This window comes from Lacisediminihabitans sp. FW035 (genome assembly GCF_054880895.1).
Genome location: NZ_CM142187.1, coordinates 424,740 through 437,505, shown reverse-complemented (window position 1 = coordinate 437,505; position 12,766 = coordinate 424,740). Strand labels below are relative to the sequence as shown.

At 65.6% G+C, this 12,766-nt stretch carries 13 protein-coding genes; 9 read left to right on the top strand and 4 right to left on the bottom strand.

What is annotated here, in order from left to right; translation table 11 throughout:
• The first annotated feature begins 1 nt into the window (after window position 1).
• Window positions 2-688 (top strand): glutamine amidotransferase, encoded by a 687-nt coding sequence (locus tag ACVXZ4_RS02180; RefSeq protein WP_461796615.1) that lies wholly within the window; start codon window positions 2-4, stop codon window positions 686-688.
• A gap of 17 nt (window positions 689-705) precedes the next feature.
• Here ACVXZ4_RS02180 and ACVXZ4_RS02175 read toward each other — a convergent pair whose 3' ends face one another.
• Window positions 706-1,140, bottom strand: coding sequence for a nucleoside deaminase (locus ACVXZ4_RS02175; RefSeq protein ID WP_461798041.1), 435 nt, complete (start codon window positions 1,138-1,140; stop codon window positions 706-708).
• Window positions 1,141-1,204: 64 nt separating this feature from the next.
• Between ACVXZ4_RS02175 and upp the strand changes: the two genes are divergently transcribed.
• Together upp and ACVXZ4_RS02165 are read left to right on the top strand one after the other, a co-directional pair.
• Complete coding sequence (gene upp / locus ACVXZ4_RS02170) at window positions 1,205-1,837, top strand: uracil phosphoribosyltransferase (protein ID WP_461796614.1); 633 nt, start codon at window positions 1,205-1,207, stop codon at window positions 1,835-1,837.
• A 302-nt stretch (window positions 1,838-2,139) separates the two neighbouring features.
• Window positions 2,140-2,865 (top strand): winged helix-turn-helix domain-containing protein, encoded by a 726-nt coding sequence (locus tag ACVXZ4_RS02165; RefSeq protein ID WP_461796613.1) that lies wholly within the window; start codon window positions 2,140-2,142, stop codon window positions 2,863-2,865.
• A gap of 13 nt (window positions 2,866-2,878) precedes the next feature.
• Here the strand turns inward: ACVXZ4_RS02165 and ACVXZ4_RS02160 are convergent, their stop codons facing one another.
• On the bottom strand, window positions 2,879-3,181 hold the full coding sequence (locus tag ACVXZ4_RS02160; protein ID WP_461796612.1) for a hypothetical protein: 303 nt from the start codon (window positions 3,179-3,181) through the stop codon (window positions 2,879-2,881).
• A gap of 152 nt (window positions 3,182-3,333) precedes the next feature.
• On the opposite strand from ACVXZ4_RS02160, the gene ACVXZ4_RS02155 reads away from it, so the two are divergent.
• From ACVXZ4_RS02155 to arfB, 5 genes are all read left to right on the top strand, one after another.
• Window positions 3,334-6,060: an alpha/beta fold hydrolase gene (locus ACVXZ4_RS02155; protein ID WP_461796611.1), complete on the top strand. Its 2,727-nt coding sequence runs from the start codon at window positions 3,334-3,336 to the stop codon at window positions 6,058-6,060.
• The gene (locus ACVXZ4_RS02150) at window positions 6,060-6,947 is read left to right on the top strand and encodes an ABC transporter permease (RefSeq protein ID WP_461796610.1); all 888 of its coding nucleotides are present in this window, start codon (window positions 6,060-6,062) and stop codon (window positions 6,945-6,947) included. Before ACVXZ4_RS02155 ends, ACVXZ4_RS02150 begins: the two co-directional genes overlap by 1 nt.
• A gap of 443 nt (window positions 6,948-7,390) precedes the next feature.
• Complete coding sequence (locus ACVXZ4_RS02145; protein WP_461796609.1) at window positions 7,391-7,966, top strand: RNA polymerase sigma factor; 576 nt, start codon at window positions 7,391-7,393, stop codon at window positions 7,964-7,966.
• Window positions 7,963-8,718 carry a hypothetical protein gene (locus ACVXZ4_RS02140; RefSeq protein WP_461796608.1) on the top strand — a complete coding sequence of 252 codons (756 nt, stop codon included), beginning with the start codon at window positions 7,963-7,965 and terminating at the stop codon, window positions 8,716-8,718. Before ACVXZ4_RS02145 ends, ACVXZ4_RS02140 begins: the two co-directional genes overlap by 4 nt.
• 649 nt (window positions 8,719-9,367) lie before the next feature.
• A complete protein-coding gene (gene arfB, locus ACVXZ4_RS02135) occupies window positions 9,368-9,805 on the top strand; it encodes an alternative ribosome rescue aminoacyl-tRNA hydrolase ArfB (protein ID WP_461796607.1) in 438 nt (145 codons plus the stop codon).
• A gap of 110 nt (window positions 9,806-9,915) precedes the next feature.
• On the opposite strand, the gene ACVXZ4_RS02130 is transcribed toward arfB, so the two are convergent.
• Window positions 9,916-10,818 carry an EamA family transporter gene (locus tag ACVXZ4_RS02130; protein ID WP_461796606.1) on the bottom strand — a complete coding sequence of 301 codons (903 nt, stop codon included), beginning with the start codon at window positions 10,816-10,818 and terminating at the stop codon, window positions 9,916-9,918.
• Window positions 10,819-10,858: 40 nt separating this feature from the next.
• Here ACVXZ4_RS02130 and ACVXZ4_RS02125 point away from each other — a divergent pair, with 40 nt between their 5' ends.
• Entirely contained in the window at window positions 10,859-11,341 is a 483-nt protein-coding gene (locus ACVXZ4_RS02125; RefSeq protein ID WP_461796605.1) for a MarR family winged helix-turn-helix transcriptional regulator, read from the top strand.
• Between the two features lie 427 nt (window positions 11,342-11,768).
• Here ACVXZ4_RS02125 and ACVXZ4_RS02120 read toward each other — a convergent pair whose 3' ends face one another.
• The gene (locus ACVXZ4_RS02120; protein WP_461798040.1) at window positions 11,769-12,755 is read right to left on the bottom strand and encodes a zinc-dependent alcohol dehydrogenase family protein; all 987 of its coding nucleotides are present in this window, start codon (window positions 12,753-12,755) and stop codon (window positions 11,769-11,771) included.
• Between the last annotated feature and the right edge of the window lie 11 nt (window positions 12,756-12,766).

The window sequence follows — 12,766 nt, the reverse complement described above, 5'->3', positions numbered from 1 at the left end:
CATGCCGGTCGCGCTGGTGCTCCGACACCTCGACATCGCCCACCTCGGCAACCTCGAAGCGGTGCTCCTCGACCACGGCTACGACATCCGCTACGTGGATGTCACGGTGGAGTCGCCCCTCGACCACCCGGAGCCCGACCTCGTGGTCGTGCTCGGTGGCGACATCGGCGTGTACGAGAAGGACGCGAACCCCTTCCTCGTCAGCGAGCTCGACTACCTGCGCGACCGTCTCGCGGCCGAACGCCCGACCCTCGGCATCTGCCTGGGCGCGCAGCTCATAGCGGAGGCCCTCGGAGAGACAGTGCGCCGGGGCAAGACCGTGGAAATCGGGTTCCGCGAAGTCACCCCGACCGAAGCCGGGCTCGACTCGCCGCTCCGCCACGTCGCCGGCGTGCCGATGATGCAGTGGCACAGCGACACCTTCGGGCTTCCGAGCGGGGCCGTCCGACTGGCCAGCTCCGGTGCATACAGCAACGAGGCCTTCGCGCTCGGGGACTACGCGCTCGCTGTGCAGTTTCATCCGGAACTCACGGCCGACATGTACGAGGCGTGGATCTCCGGCGGTCTCGACGAACTCGCGACGCTCGAGATCGAGCCCGACGACCTGCGCCGGGATGCCGCCGCCAATGGGCCCGCCATGCAGGTGGCATCCGTCGCCATGTTCAGCGAGTGGCTCGGCGCGCTTTAGCAGCCGTTGAAGCGCGGTCAGCCGCGGCGCTCCCCGAAGAAGTCGAGCAGCAGGGCGGCGCACTCCGCCTCCTCGACTCCGGCATAGACCTCGACGCGATGAGGCATCCGGCGGTCGCGAAGCAGGTCGTACACCGACCCGGCCGCACCGGCCTTGGCATCCCACGCTCCGAAGACCACAACGGGCACGCGCGCTGCCAGGATCGCCCCGGCGCACATCGCGCAGGGCTCGAGGGTCACGACGAGCGTCGTGTCGGTGAGGTGCCAGTCGCCGGTCGCGGCTGCCGCGGCCTGAAGCGCGAGGATCTCGGCATGCGCGGTCGGGTCCTTGCGCAGCTCCCGCTCGTTGCGTCCCGCGCCGATCACGGTCCCGGATGCGTCGAGCACGAGGGCCGCGACGGGAACGTCCCCGTGCGTGAGAGCCTGCCTCGCGCTCGCAACGGCCTCGAGCATCCGCTGGGTGTAGAGCGGCGGTACGACTGTCAACACGCCCCTCCCTCTCGGCTAGATTGAGCCTATGCGAGTCCACGTAGCCGACCACCCGCTCATCACCCACAAACTCACCGTGCTGCGTGACAAGAACACGCCCTCGCCGACATTCCGGGCCCTCGCCGAAGAGCTCATGACCCTGCTCGCCTACGAGGCGACGCGTAACGTGCGGGTCGAGACGGTGACCGTCGAGACGCCGGTGGCCACCGCGACCGGTCTCGCCATCAGCCAGCCACGTCCCCTTGTCGTACCGATCCTGCGCGCCGGGCTCGGCATGCTCGAGGGAATGGTCAAGCTCATTCCCACAGCGGAGGTCGGGTTCCTCGGCATGGTGCGCGACGAGGAGACCCTTCAGCCGACGACCTATGCCGAGCGACTTCCCGACGACCTCTCCAACCGCCAGTGCTTCGTACTCGACCCGATGCTGGCGACCGGGGGTTCGCTCATCGCGGCCATCGACTTCCTGCTCGCCCGAGGCGCCGTGGATGTCACTGCCGTCTGCCTCATTGCCGCTCCCGAGGGCCTCGCCGCCGTCGAGGCCGCGATGGAGGGTCGGGACGTGACGATCGTGCTCGGCGCCGTCGACGAGAAACTCAATGAGGTGGGATACATCGTTCCCGGCCTCGGCGACGCAGGAGATCGCCTCTACGGACTCGTCTAGGCGCACATCCTGCGCGCTGGCTTGACTTTTGCCCGCGCCCTGCAAGATAGTTGTGCTATGACTGTTTCCGCGCGTACTCCGAACGCCCCCGTGGCATCCGGAAGCTTCCGCGCGGTGATGTGTTGTCGAATGTGTGCCTAACGGCCCACTCCTGAGTCGGATTCCCCTCGTCGCGAGTCGCGAATCCCCGGGTGCCCGCCCCTCATAACGAGCGGCTCCCTGTACTGCACCACCTGAAGTATCCCGAAGGATCACACCCTCATCATTAGAGGCCCTTCACCCCTCTCAAGGATTCTCGACACATGTCTCTTGCCACAATCGACCGCGTTCTGCCCTCCACGTCCCGCTCGTCGGCGCCTCGCCGACTCGTGCCCGTCGAGCAACCCGCTCCGGCCATCGAAACGCCGTCCCGCATCCGCGCCGTCCCCGGCGGCACCGAGGCCCGCGGGTTCGTGCTCTACGTCGGGGTCGACGAACTCAAGGCAGCCGCGGCGGGCACCGACCTCGCTCAGATCGTCGAGGCCCTCCGCGCCCTGGCAAAAGAGCTCGTGCCCACCTCCGAGACCTACGCTGCCGTCGCCCTCGCCCCGCAGGGTGCCGGCGGCCGCGACGTGGAGGTCGTGCGGCTCGCCCTGCAGGACCCGTCCGCCCTTGCCAAACACCGTCAGCAGCCCGAGCCGGAAGAGAAGCCACGCGGCGGCGTCGTCGTCGACCTCTCCCGCAAGCGCGTCGTGCTCGACGACGAGACCGCCGCCCTCACCTACAAGGAGTTCGAGCTGCTGCAGTACCTCGTACTCCGCGAGGGCCGCACCATCGATCGGGCCGAACTCATCTCGTCGCTCTGGTCGGCGGGCGATGACGACGCCCCCAACGAGCGCACCATCGACGTGCACGTGCGCCGTCTGCGCTCGAAGCTCGGGTCGTACGAAGACATCGTCCGCACCGTTCGTGGCGTGGGTTACCGCTTCGACCGGCACGCGGATGTCGCGATCCGCCACACCTCGACGCCGAGCCCGGACGTCTTCTAAGCCGCGCTTTGCCTCACAGGGCAGCGGATGAGTCGGCGGGCTCCGACTTCTTCGACTGGCTGGCCAGCGCATCGCGCTCGGCGAGCAGCGAGTTGAGGGTCACGTTCTCGAGCCCGGGGCTCACGACGTCGTTGAACGGGCTGTCCAGCCCGGTCTTCGCGTGCACCGCGGCAGCGTAGGCCGACGCGGTCGCCTGCAGCTTCGCCGACGCGCGCTGGGACTTCTTGAGGGACACGCGGCTGCCCCCGACGGCCTCCGCGTGCTTGCGAAGGGCCTTGGTCAGATCCTTGAGGGCGGCATCGATTTTCTTGGACATGGGCCTTATTGTCGCGCATGAAGGTAAACAGACCGCAAGTGCGGGTTTTCGTTCTGCGCACGGCACCCCGACAGAGAATTCCCGACCCTCCCCGAGGGTGAATCACGTATGCTCATCTCTTCCTCGTCACCCGTAACGCGAAGGACTAATCCATGAGCCGCTCCCACGCCCGTGGCTGGCGTGCGGCTCTCGGCGCGGCGCTGATGGTGCTCGCCTTCGGTGGCGGCGTCGTGCCGTCCGCTTCCGCTGCGGAACCGACCGGGTCGACCGAGAGCTTCCGAGTGCCCGTGCCCGCGGCGCCGGGATCCGCCGCGACCATCTCCCTCGACGTCGACCTGTACCTGCCCGCGACCTCGCGTCCCGCTCCCGCCGTGCTCCTGGCGCACGGCTTCGGCGGATCGAAGCGCTCCCTCGCCAAAGACGCCGAACGGATGCGGCGCGAGGGCTACGTGGTGATGGCCTACTCCGCCCGTGGATTCGGGCGTTCCGGGGGGCGGATCTCCCTCGACTCCCTCGATTACGAGGTCGCGGACGCGAAACGCCTCGTCGATGTGCTCGGCAGCCGACCCGAAGTCGAGACGAGAGACGGCGACCCCGTCGTCGGCGTGGTCGGAGCGTCGTACGGAGGGGCGCTCGCGCTCATGCTCGGCGCGACGGACCCCCGAATCGATACGGTGGTCGCCGCCATCACCTGGAACGACCTGGCGCAGGCTCTCGTGCCCCAGTCCCCGGCGGCGGATGGCGCTGCGGTGCAGCCCGGCGTCTTCAAACAGGCCTGGGCCACCCAGCTCTTCGGAGCCGCAGCCTCGCCCTTCGCGGGAGCCTGCGGACGCTTCACCGCCGAACTCTGCACCCTCTACACGAAGCTCGTGGGCGGAGGGCAACTCGATGCGGCCGATCACGCGCTGCTCGAGGCATCCTCCCCCGCTTCGGCCCTCAGCGGGATGACGGCGCCGACCCTGCTGCTGCAGGGCAGGCAGGACACGCTGTTCGGCCTCGACCAGGCCGATGCGAACGCCCGCGAGATCGCCGCGGCCGGTGCACCGGTGACGGTGTCGTGGTTCGCCGGTGGACACGACGGCGGGCAGACCGCCGGCACCTCGGCGACCGTCGACCGGTGGCTCTCCTCGCACCTGCGGCGCGGAGCGGTGACACACTCCCGGTCGGAGCCCTTCTCGTTCACCGTGCCGTCTTCGGTGCGCGGCTTCGCCGAGACCCGCGTCGCCGCGCGCTATCCCGGGCTGGAGGGTGGCAGCACGAAGACCCTGCCCCTTCGCGGCCGTTTCGACGTCGTCGTGAATCCGCCCGGAGGGTTGCCGGCGACGATCTCGTCTCTTCCGGGGACCGGACCGCTCGACTCAGTGATCGGCGGGATCGGCAGCGGCATCGCCGGCACCGCTGCACAACCGGCCCAGCAGGCGAAATACACCACCGCGCCGATCACCGCGCCGTTCGTGTTGGCGGGCTCCCCCACCGTGACCGTGGATGTGCGGCTGCCACGTTTCCGGGACCGGGATAGGGAGTCCGCGCCATCCACCGCTCCGGTCGAAGTACTGCTGTTCGCGCAGCTGCGCGTCTCGTCGGGGGACTCGGACATCGCTGTCGGCGGTGGAGTCGCCCCGATCCGGATCTCACTTCCGGCGGACGGCTCTGTCGTTCGGGTGCCGGTGCGGCTGCCGGCCACCACCTGGAGGTTCGAGCGCGGCGACGTGATCGAGCTCTCCCTTCGGACGACGGATGCCGGCTACCAGGGATCCCCCACCACCGCTGTCTTCGCGGTCGACACCGACGGCGGCATCTCTCTGCCGACGATCGCCTCCTCCGACCCGGCGGTCGCCGGGGGTGCGCCGTCGACCGCCGCGATCATCGGCATCCCGATCGTGCTCCTGCTCGCGCTGGTGCTCGGGATCGCCGCCGTCGTGAGCGACCGCCGCCGGGATCGGGCCCTGCCCGTCGCCGCGGCCCCGAACGACGCCCCACCCCTCATGATCCGCGGGCTCACCAAGAACTATGGCGGGTTCCGCGCCGTCGACGACCTCTCCTTCACCGTGCAGCAGGGACGGGTGCTCGGGCTTCTCGGCCCGAACGGCGCGGGCAAGACGACCGCGCTGCGCATGGTCACCGGACTGCTTCGACCCGATGCCGGCGAGATCGAGATCTTCGGCGAGAAGGTCTCCCCGGGATCCCGGGTGCTCACGAGGGTGGGCTGCTTCATCGAAGGGCCGGGGTTCCTCCCCCACCTCTCCGGGCGGCGCAACCTCGAGCTCTTCTGGGCCGCGTCGGGGCGCCCCCGTGCAGAGGCACGTTTGGCCGAGGCGCTGGATATCGCCGACCTCGGCTCGGCGGTGAACCGTCGCGTCGGCGGCTACAGCCAGGGAATGAAGCAGCGCCTGGCCATCGCGCAAGCGATGCTCGGGATGCCGGAACTCCTCATCCTCGACGAGCCGACCAACGGACTCGATCCTCCCCAGATCTTCGCTCTGCGCGGGGTGTTGCGTCGCTATGCCGAGACCGGACGCACGGTCATCGTGTCGTCGCACCTCCTCGGCGAGGTCGAACAGACCTGCTCCGACGTCGTGGTGATGGCCCGCGGCCGCCTCCTCGCCGCAGGTCCCGTCGCGGAACTCGCGGGAGAGTCGACAGAGCTCACGATCGAGGCGACGGATGTGGAGGCCGCCCTCGACGCCGTCCATGGCCTCGAGGGTGCCGAGGCGCACATCATCGCCCCCGGCACCATCCGGGTGCTGCCTGCCGGGAACAGCCCGGAGGCGGTCGTGGCCGCAGTCACGGCGCAAGGTATCGGCATCCGCTCGGTGACTCGCGGGCGGCATCTCGAGGAGACCTTCCTCGAGATGGTGGGCACGGAAGGGATCGTCTGATGAGCACGACCAGTGCGCCGGCACCGTCTGCCTGGAGCCCCGGGCCGATCCCGGAGCCCACCCCCTCCGTGCGCCGCACCATGCCCATCCGGGTCGAATTCGCCCGGCAGATCAGCCAGTGGCGCGTGCGGGTCGTCCTCATCATCTTCGCGCTGCTGCCGGTGGTCGTGCGGCTCGCCTTCCTCATCGGTGGAGCCGGTGGTCCCGCGGCGGGGCGCACCGACCTGGCTGCGTTCGCCCAGGCGAGCGGCACGACGTTCACGGCGTTCATCCTGGTGATCACGGCGGGATTCCTGCTGACTCTCGTCGTTGCGCTGCTCTTCGGAGATATGATCGCCGGCGAGGCGTCGAGGTCCACGCTGAAATACCTGCTCACGATCCCCGTCGGACGCACCCGGCTGCTGTTCGTGAAGGTGCTGGTGTCTTCGACGGTGCTGGTGGTCGGCATCCTGCTGCTCACCGGCATGTCACTGCTGGTCGGAACGATCTCCTACGGGGGTGGCGGCATCCAGATCCCGGTCGGGCCGCAACTCGGGATGGGCGAATCCCTGATGCGGATCCTGGCGGCGGTCGCGATCATCTGCGTCCATCTCTCCTGGGCGGCCGCGCTCGGAACGATGTTCACCGTTCTCGCGGAGGCCCCGCTGGCTGCGGCGGGCGGTGTCGTGATCACCTCCATCCTGTCGAGCATCCTGGAACGCATCCCTGACCTGGGGGAGGTGCGCAACTACCTCCCCACCTGGAATACGGATGCCTTCCGCGAATTCTTCAACGCCCGCATCGACTACGCCCCGATCGCCGACTCCGTGCTGTCGGCCCTGATCTACGCCCTGCTCTTCACCACGGTGGCGGTGTGGTGGTTCCGCCGCAAGGACATCTCGAGCTGAGGGTGGCGGGGCGCGGTCGACGTACCACGCGCGCCTCGCGGCGAAGTTGTGAAAGTCAACCTGTCCAAATCGGATGACTGGCCAGGTGCAGCTGACCGTCGCGCGCAGAGTCCGCTGCCTCATTACCGCGGGCAGGTCTCGCCCTGTGTCGTATCTCATGGGTTACGTGGCACTTCACTTACGGGACGGCGAATCGCCTCAAATCGGGCCAGGTGAAAAAAATACCGCCCGCAAGGGGAACCCTCAACGGGGCGGTGGTGATGCTTTCGCTCTTGTCCTGCCTACCCATGCCTGGTTCCGAATGAAGCGCGAAAGGCACAGGCTGAGGACGATGAATGGGCTCGGGTAGCCTGAGGCCGACGGTCACGTGCAGCTGAGAGTTTTGGCCGCTACCTGGCACTTCAAGAAACTTGATGTAACGGATACGGCCATAGCGGACATTCATGGGTGTGATGGACAACGAGGCGGAACTCTGGCAACGAGCACGCCAAGACGACGGGTGGGCGTTCGCGCAGATCTTCGACCTCCACCGGAATCGGATACACGGGCGCGCACTCTCCCTCATGGGAAATGTGCATGACGCCGACGAAATTGCCGCAGCAGCGTTTTTCGAGTTATGGCGCAAGCGCCGCACGGTGGTCCTCGTCGACCACTCGGTCCGGCCCTGGCTCCTCGTCGCCACAGTCAATCTGTCACGAAACGCCCGCCGGAGCACGGCACGCTACCGACGGCTACTCCAGTCCCTTCCACAACCGGAGCCAGTCCTGGGACATAACGCGGAGCAAGCGGAAGCGAGTCTGAGGCTTGCGTCGTCTCTCGGGCGGCTCGCGCCAGACGACGCCGCGCTTTTCGTTCTTACAGCCCTCGAAGGTCTCTCGATCGCCCACGCCGCTCAAACGATCGGCCTGAAGCCGGCGACAGCGCGCGTCCGCCTCCATCGCGCTCGTGCCCGACTTCGAACCGAACTTGGCGACCTCAAGCCCGATACGCGTCCCGCCATGGAAGGGAGTGCTTCATGACACCCGTTGGAATGACCCCCGCAGTTGCCGAAGCTGTGCGAGCCGAGCTTCTGGCGATCGGTACGAAGAACAGCCGCCTCCAACGCCATCAGCGCCGCGCCCGGCAGCTGGCCCTAACCATCGCCCTGGTCGCGGCGGCGGGACTATCGACCGCCGCCGCGATCGTCGTCAATCACTTCCCCGGATCAACAACTGTGACGCCTCTCGGCGGGCTCCACTCCGTCACGCACACAGGGACCAGTGCCCTCGAACTGGGACCCGCGCCTGCCGGCGCGACCCGCGTAATCGTCATCGTCCAATGCCTCAACTCGGAAGGATCAATCTCCATATCGTCACTCCCACAAAATGCGGGCGACATTGGTGATCTTGCTACGTTCTATTGCAAAGACGGAGGCCGCGTGGACTCTCACGGCATCGTGCACCCGTGGCACATGAACGATGCATCGCTACCCGCTACGGGGAAAACCTCGATTACCATCACCGCAGATTCGGGCACTCGGTGGAAGGTGACCGGACAGTATGCCGATTCGAAGATGACCCCGTGGGGCAAAAATGCCAAAGGACAAAGCTTCGGACAGTGCAACGTCAACGGCTGCCCGGACCTGATCGGAGCCCTCGGCACCAATCACAAGACCGGGTTCGTACTCCTGAAGCAGATGGATGCGCTGCGAGGAAGTGGATACATACCCGTCTATGAGTCAGACGGCACAACCGTGACCGGACGTTTTAAGATCGGCACACCGTCTCCGTAACGCGAGCCGGACGATTAGCGGGCCTCATTTGACGGTACTCCCAGAGTCGGCTCGGGACCCTTCTTCGCCCCAATCGCGTGCCCGCAAGCGGAAACGACCAGCGGGGCAGTTCGCGGGCGAGAATGGCCGCCGCACCGTGGGTCTCGACGTATGTCGGAAGGGAAGTCCATGTGCGATTGTCATGTTCTAGTAACGAGATGAGGCGCTCGAACTGATCAAGCGTTCATTGACAATTACTCCGCGACGGTATGAAGGAGACAAATGAATCGAGCGCGTGTGCGGTGGGCAAAGTCCACTCGCTTCCACCGAATGATCACCACAGCAACCGCCATACTTCTTGTCGTCTGGATCACTATCTATCTGATCGGTAGTGCTGTTGCTAGCAGCGGCGGGTACCTGGATACGAGCACATCGCTCGTGGTGGCGGTCTTGTCTCCAATAGTTGTCGCGTTCGCGATAACTAATCTCGTCCTCGGCTTACGACTCACGGCACGGTTGAAGGCTGAAGAGTCGGCCAATATCAGGAATGAGAAGCTGAACTAGCGATAGCAATCAGCGTGTGGACGATCCGATGGATTCCGTCCGACGCGCCAGCCTGCAAGCCGGACTTCCTGCGGACGCACCCCGAGCGCGAGAGGAAGATGGAACTATGCCCGCTGCTCACCGTCCTGGTCTTCGGGTCGACTCGGGGCTGACGATTCCTGAGTCCGAGCTGTCTTGGCGGTTTTCGCGGTCATCCGGCCCCGGCGGGCAAGGTGTGAACACTGCCGACTCCCGCGTAGAACTCGTGTGGGATATGGCAGGGTCTGTAGTTCTCACTGCATCCCAACGGGAGCAACTCCTAGAGCGTCTGGGCAGTCGTATCGTCGACGGAACGCTGACGATCGCGGCATCCGAGCACCGTGCGCAATTACGCAACAGGGATGCTGCGCGCGCCCGGCTGGCCGCAATCGTGGCCGACGCCCTCTTACCGCCGTCACCGTCGCGACGACCGACGAAGCCGAGTCGCGGTGCCAGGAAGAGACGCTTGGAAGAGAAGAAACGGCGAACCGACGTCAAGCGACTGCGTCGCCCTCCTCGCGAGTAGAGCGACCAGTGAGGAGAAGATGAGCAGGCTATTTTTCCGCCATCGCTAGTCCGCCGGAAACTACATTTCGGCCCGATCAGTCGCCGAGAGTGGAACGCTTACCGGGGCGATCAATCTTCGCGGACCCAGGTCGCTTTCGAGATAAACTGCACGCGATTCTGTACCGTTCTGCGGATGACTGCTGCGACTGACAGGAAGACTAGCGCGACGCCAGCAGCCTGGGTCCAGGTCAGGGTTTCGCCAGCGGCGATACCACCGATGGTGAGCGCGACGATGGGGCTGAGGAGGCCCAGGAATGCTGGAACTCGTGTGGGAAGCAGTGTGATGCCTCGGAACCAGAGGGGGTAGGCCAGAGCTGTACCGGCGAGGGTGAGGTAGGCGTACCCGGCGATATTGCCGAGGGTCGGTGCGCTTGACGGCAACGGTTCGAAGATGGTGGTCAGTAGGACGAGGAAGATTCCGCCGCCGATCAGTTGCCAAGAGGTGGTCACGATGGGTGTCTGACCGTCCGACCACCTCTTGGCCAGCACCACTCCGATCGCCATTGAGACTGCTCCGAGCAACGCCGCGCTGACCCCGATCGGATCGAGCCCGGCTTGGGCGCGAAGGACGATGAGAGCGACGCCCACGACGCCTCCCGCTCCAGCCGCGATCACCGTTCCATTTAGCCGTTCCGAGACCAGGCGGGAGGCAAGCACCGCCACGAGCAAGGGCTGAATGCCACCGACGACCGCGGCGACTCCCCCCGGCAGGCGTTCGGCGGCCACAAACAGAAGCGCGAAGAACACCCCGATATTGAGCAGGCCCAAAACAGCCGACTTCCACCACCATGCCCCGCGGGGTAGGCGTCGCCCGATACAGAGGAGGATGAGCCCTGCCGGGAGGGCTCGCAGGCTGGCGGTAAGCAGCGGGTGATTTTCGATGAGGAAGGTCGTTGACGTGTAGTAGGTGGTACCCCAGAGCATGGGAGGGACAGCAGTGGTGAGGAGAGCAGGCCATAGTTTGCTAAGCACTTAGACATAATACCTAAGTTCTTAGCGATATAGTGAGGTTATGGATCACGTTGACCGGATTGTCGAACAGTGGCGTCTCGAACGACCTGACCTGGACTCAACCCCTATGGCCGTAATCGGTCGACTGAGCCGTGCATCCGCCGCGGTTGACGCTCGATTGGCAGCCACGTTCGCGACTCATGGCATCGACGCATCCACTTTCGATGTGCTGGCGACGTTGGCACGTCAAGGGGCGCCCTACCGGATCACCCCCGCCGAACTCGCGGCAGACAGCATGATTAGCACCAGCGCTGTTGCTCAGCGACTTAACCGGCTGGACAAACTCGGACTTCTCACTCGTGAGCCCCATCCTGACGACGGACGAGGGAAGCTCGTGAGAATCACCAAGGCAGGACGGGAACTCCTCGACAAGGTGTTGCCCGACCACCTTGCGACAGAGGGAGCAATTCTCGCGCCGCTGTCGACAGACGAACGCAGCATGCTCGCTCAGCTGCTGACCAAACTTGCCATTTCCATCGACTGAATCTCGCGCTGGGCAACACCATCGCCACGCCTCCAAACGGGACCCACCACGCGACAACCATTCGGCGCGCCCGTGTCTCATATCCCATGGGATACGAGACACCGAGATGGGCTAAGCGCGACCCTCGAGCTCGCCCGTAAGGCGCCCGGTCCTCGGGCTTAATCTCGGGACAGGTAAACGGTAATCCTCCCAACAGCTGCGAGCTCGATCCCCGTGAGTGTGGGGATGCGTCCTCTCGCCGTCCCTCTTCCGGACGGAAGCGGGGCCAAAACCCTGTGGGCTCAGCGTCAGCGCGGAACTCAGCGATGAAGTTACGGCGATTCGGCAAGAAGCAGGCTTTCCCTTGCTTTGCCTCGTATCGCCGTGCGGGCGCACTCGAGCGTGGGGTTGAGTGATTTAGAGATGGAGGAGACGTTCGGGCGTGGCGTCACATGGTGATGACGAGGGATCCGGATGCTCGGCCAGCCCGCAGATCGGAAAGGGCGGTGTCTACGCTCTCGAACGGGTAGGTGGTGACCGTCGGGGCGAGAGAGAGGTTTTGCGCGAGTTGGAGGAAGGACGTTCCGTCGGCCCGGGTATTTGCAGTGACCGTGCGCAGGTCGCGCTCGTTGAAGAGGTTGTCGCTGTAGTTCATCGCAGGTATGTCAGACATGTGGATTCCGGCCAGAACAACGGTCCCCCCGCGCTGGGTTGCGGCAAGCGCGACCGGCACAAGCCTGCCAGCGGGTGCGAAGATAATCGCTGAATCCAGCTTCACCGGCGGTACTGCGCTTGCACCGCCGACAAAGGCTGCACCGATACTGCGTGCCAAATCTTGGTTGGAGGTCCCTCGAGTCATGGCGTAGATGGTCGCCCCGGCGGCTTGGGCAATTTGGGCGGTGATATGTCCGCTTGATCCGTATCCGTAGATTCCGAGGGTGCCGCCGACGGGCAGAGCGGCACGGGACAGCGCTCGGTATCCGATGATTCCTGCGCACAGCAAGGGTGCTACTTCCGCCGCGTTGGTCGTTTCCGGCAGAAGATAGGCGAACGCTTCGGGCACGGTCGCGTACTCGGCGAAACCTCCGTCGGCATCCCAGCCCGTGTACTGAGAGTCCGGGCAGAGGTTCTCGCGTCCGCTCCTGCACCACAGGCACACCCCACAGGTGCGCCGCAGCCAGGCGATCCCTACTGTGTCACCGACTCGCAGGTGCTGTACACGTTCGCCGAGGGTTGTCACTGTGCCAACAATCTGATGCCCGGGAGTTACGTGGGCCAAGTGGGGCTTCAGCTCCTCGTCGATCACGTGAAGATCTGTCCTGCACACCCCGCACGCTACCACCCGAATCGCGACCTCATCGGGGCCGGGTATAGGTATGGCTTTACGAACCAAACTGATCTGCCCGGGCGCATCGCCTGTTACCCACGCGTTCATCTTCTCCACAA

Coding starts and splice junctions, on each gene's coding strand:
- ACVXZ4_RS02150 (WP_461796610.1), top strand. CDS start 6,060: ATGAGCACGACCAGTGCGCCGGCACCGTCTGCCTGGAGCCCCGGGCCG.
- ACVXZ4_RS02155 (WP_461796611.1), top strand. CDS start 3,334: ATGAGCCGCTCCCACGCCCGTGGCTGGCGTGCGGCTCTCGGCGCGGCG.
- ACVXZ4_RS02120 (WP_461798040.1), bottom strand. CDS start 12,755: ATGAACGCGTGGGTAACAGGCGATGCGCCCGGGCAGATCAGTTTGGTT.
- ACVXZ4_RS02180 (WP_461796615.1), top strand. CDS start 2: ATGCCGGTCGCGCTGGTGCTCCGACACCTCGACATCGCCCACCTCGGC.
- ACVXZ4_RS02175 (WP_461798041.1), bottom strand. CDS start 1,140: ATGCTCGAGGCCGTTGCGAGCGCGAGGCAGGCTCTCACGCACGGGGAC.
- ACVXZ4_RS02160 (WP_461796612.1), bottom strand. CDS start 3,181: ATGTCCAAGAAAATCGATGCCGCCCTCAAGGATCTGACCAAGGCCCTT.
- arfB (WP_461796607.1), top strand. CDS start 9,368: ATGCCCGCTGCTCACCGTCCTGGTCTTCGGGTCGACTCGGGGCTGACG.
- ACVXZ4_RS02140 (WP_461796608.1), top strand. CDS start 7,963: ATGACACCCGTTGGAATGACCCCCGCAGTTGCCGAAGCTGTGCGAGCC.
- ACVXZ4_RS02145 (WP_461796609.1), top strand. CDS start 7,391: ATGGGTGTGATGGACAACGAGGCGGAACTCTGGCAACGAGCACGCCAA.
- ACVXZ4_RS02165 (WP_461796613.1), top strand. CDS start 2,140: ATGTCTCTTGCCACAATCGACCGCGTTCTGCCCTCCACGTCCCGCTCG.
- upp (WP_461796614.1), top strand. CDS start 1,205: ATGCGAGTCCACGTAGCCGACCACCCGCTCATCACCCACAAACTCACC.
- ACVXZ4_RS02125 (WP_461796605.1), top strand. CDS start 10,859: ATGGATCACGTTGACCGGATTGTCGAACAGTGGCGTCTCGAACGACCT.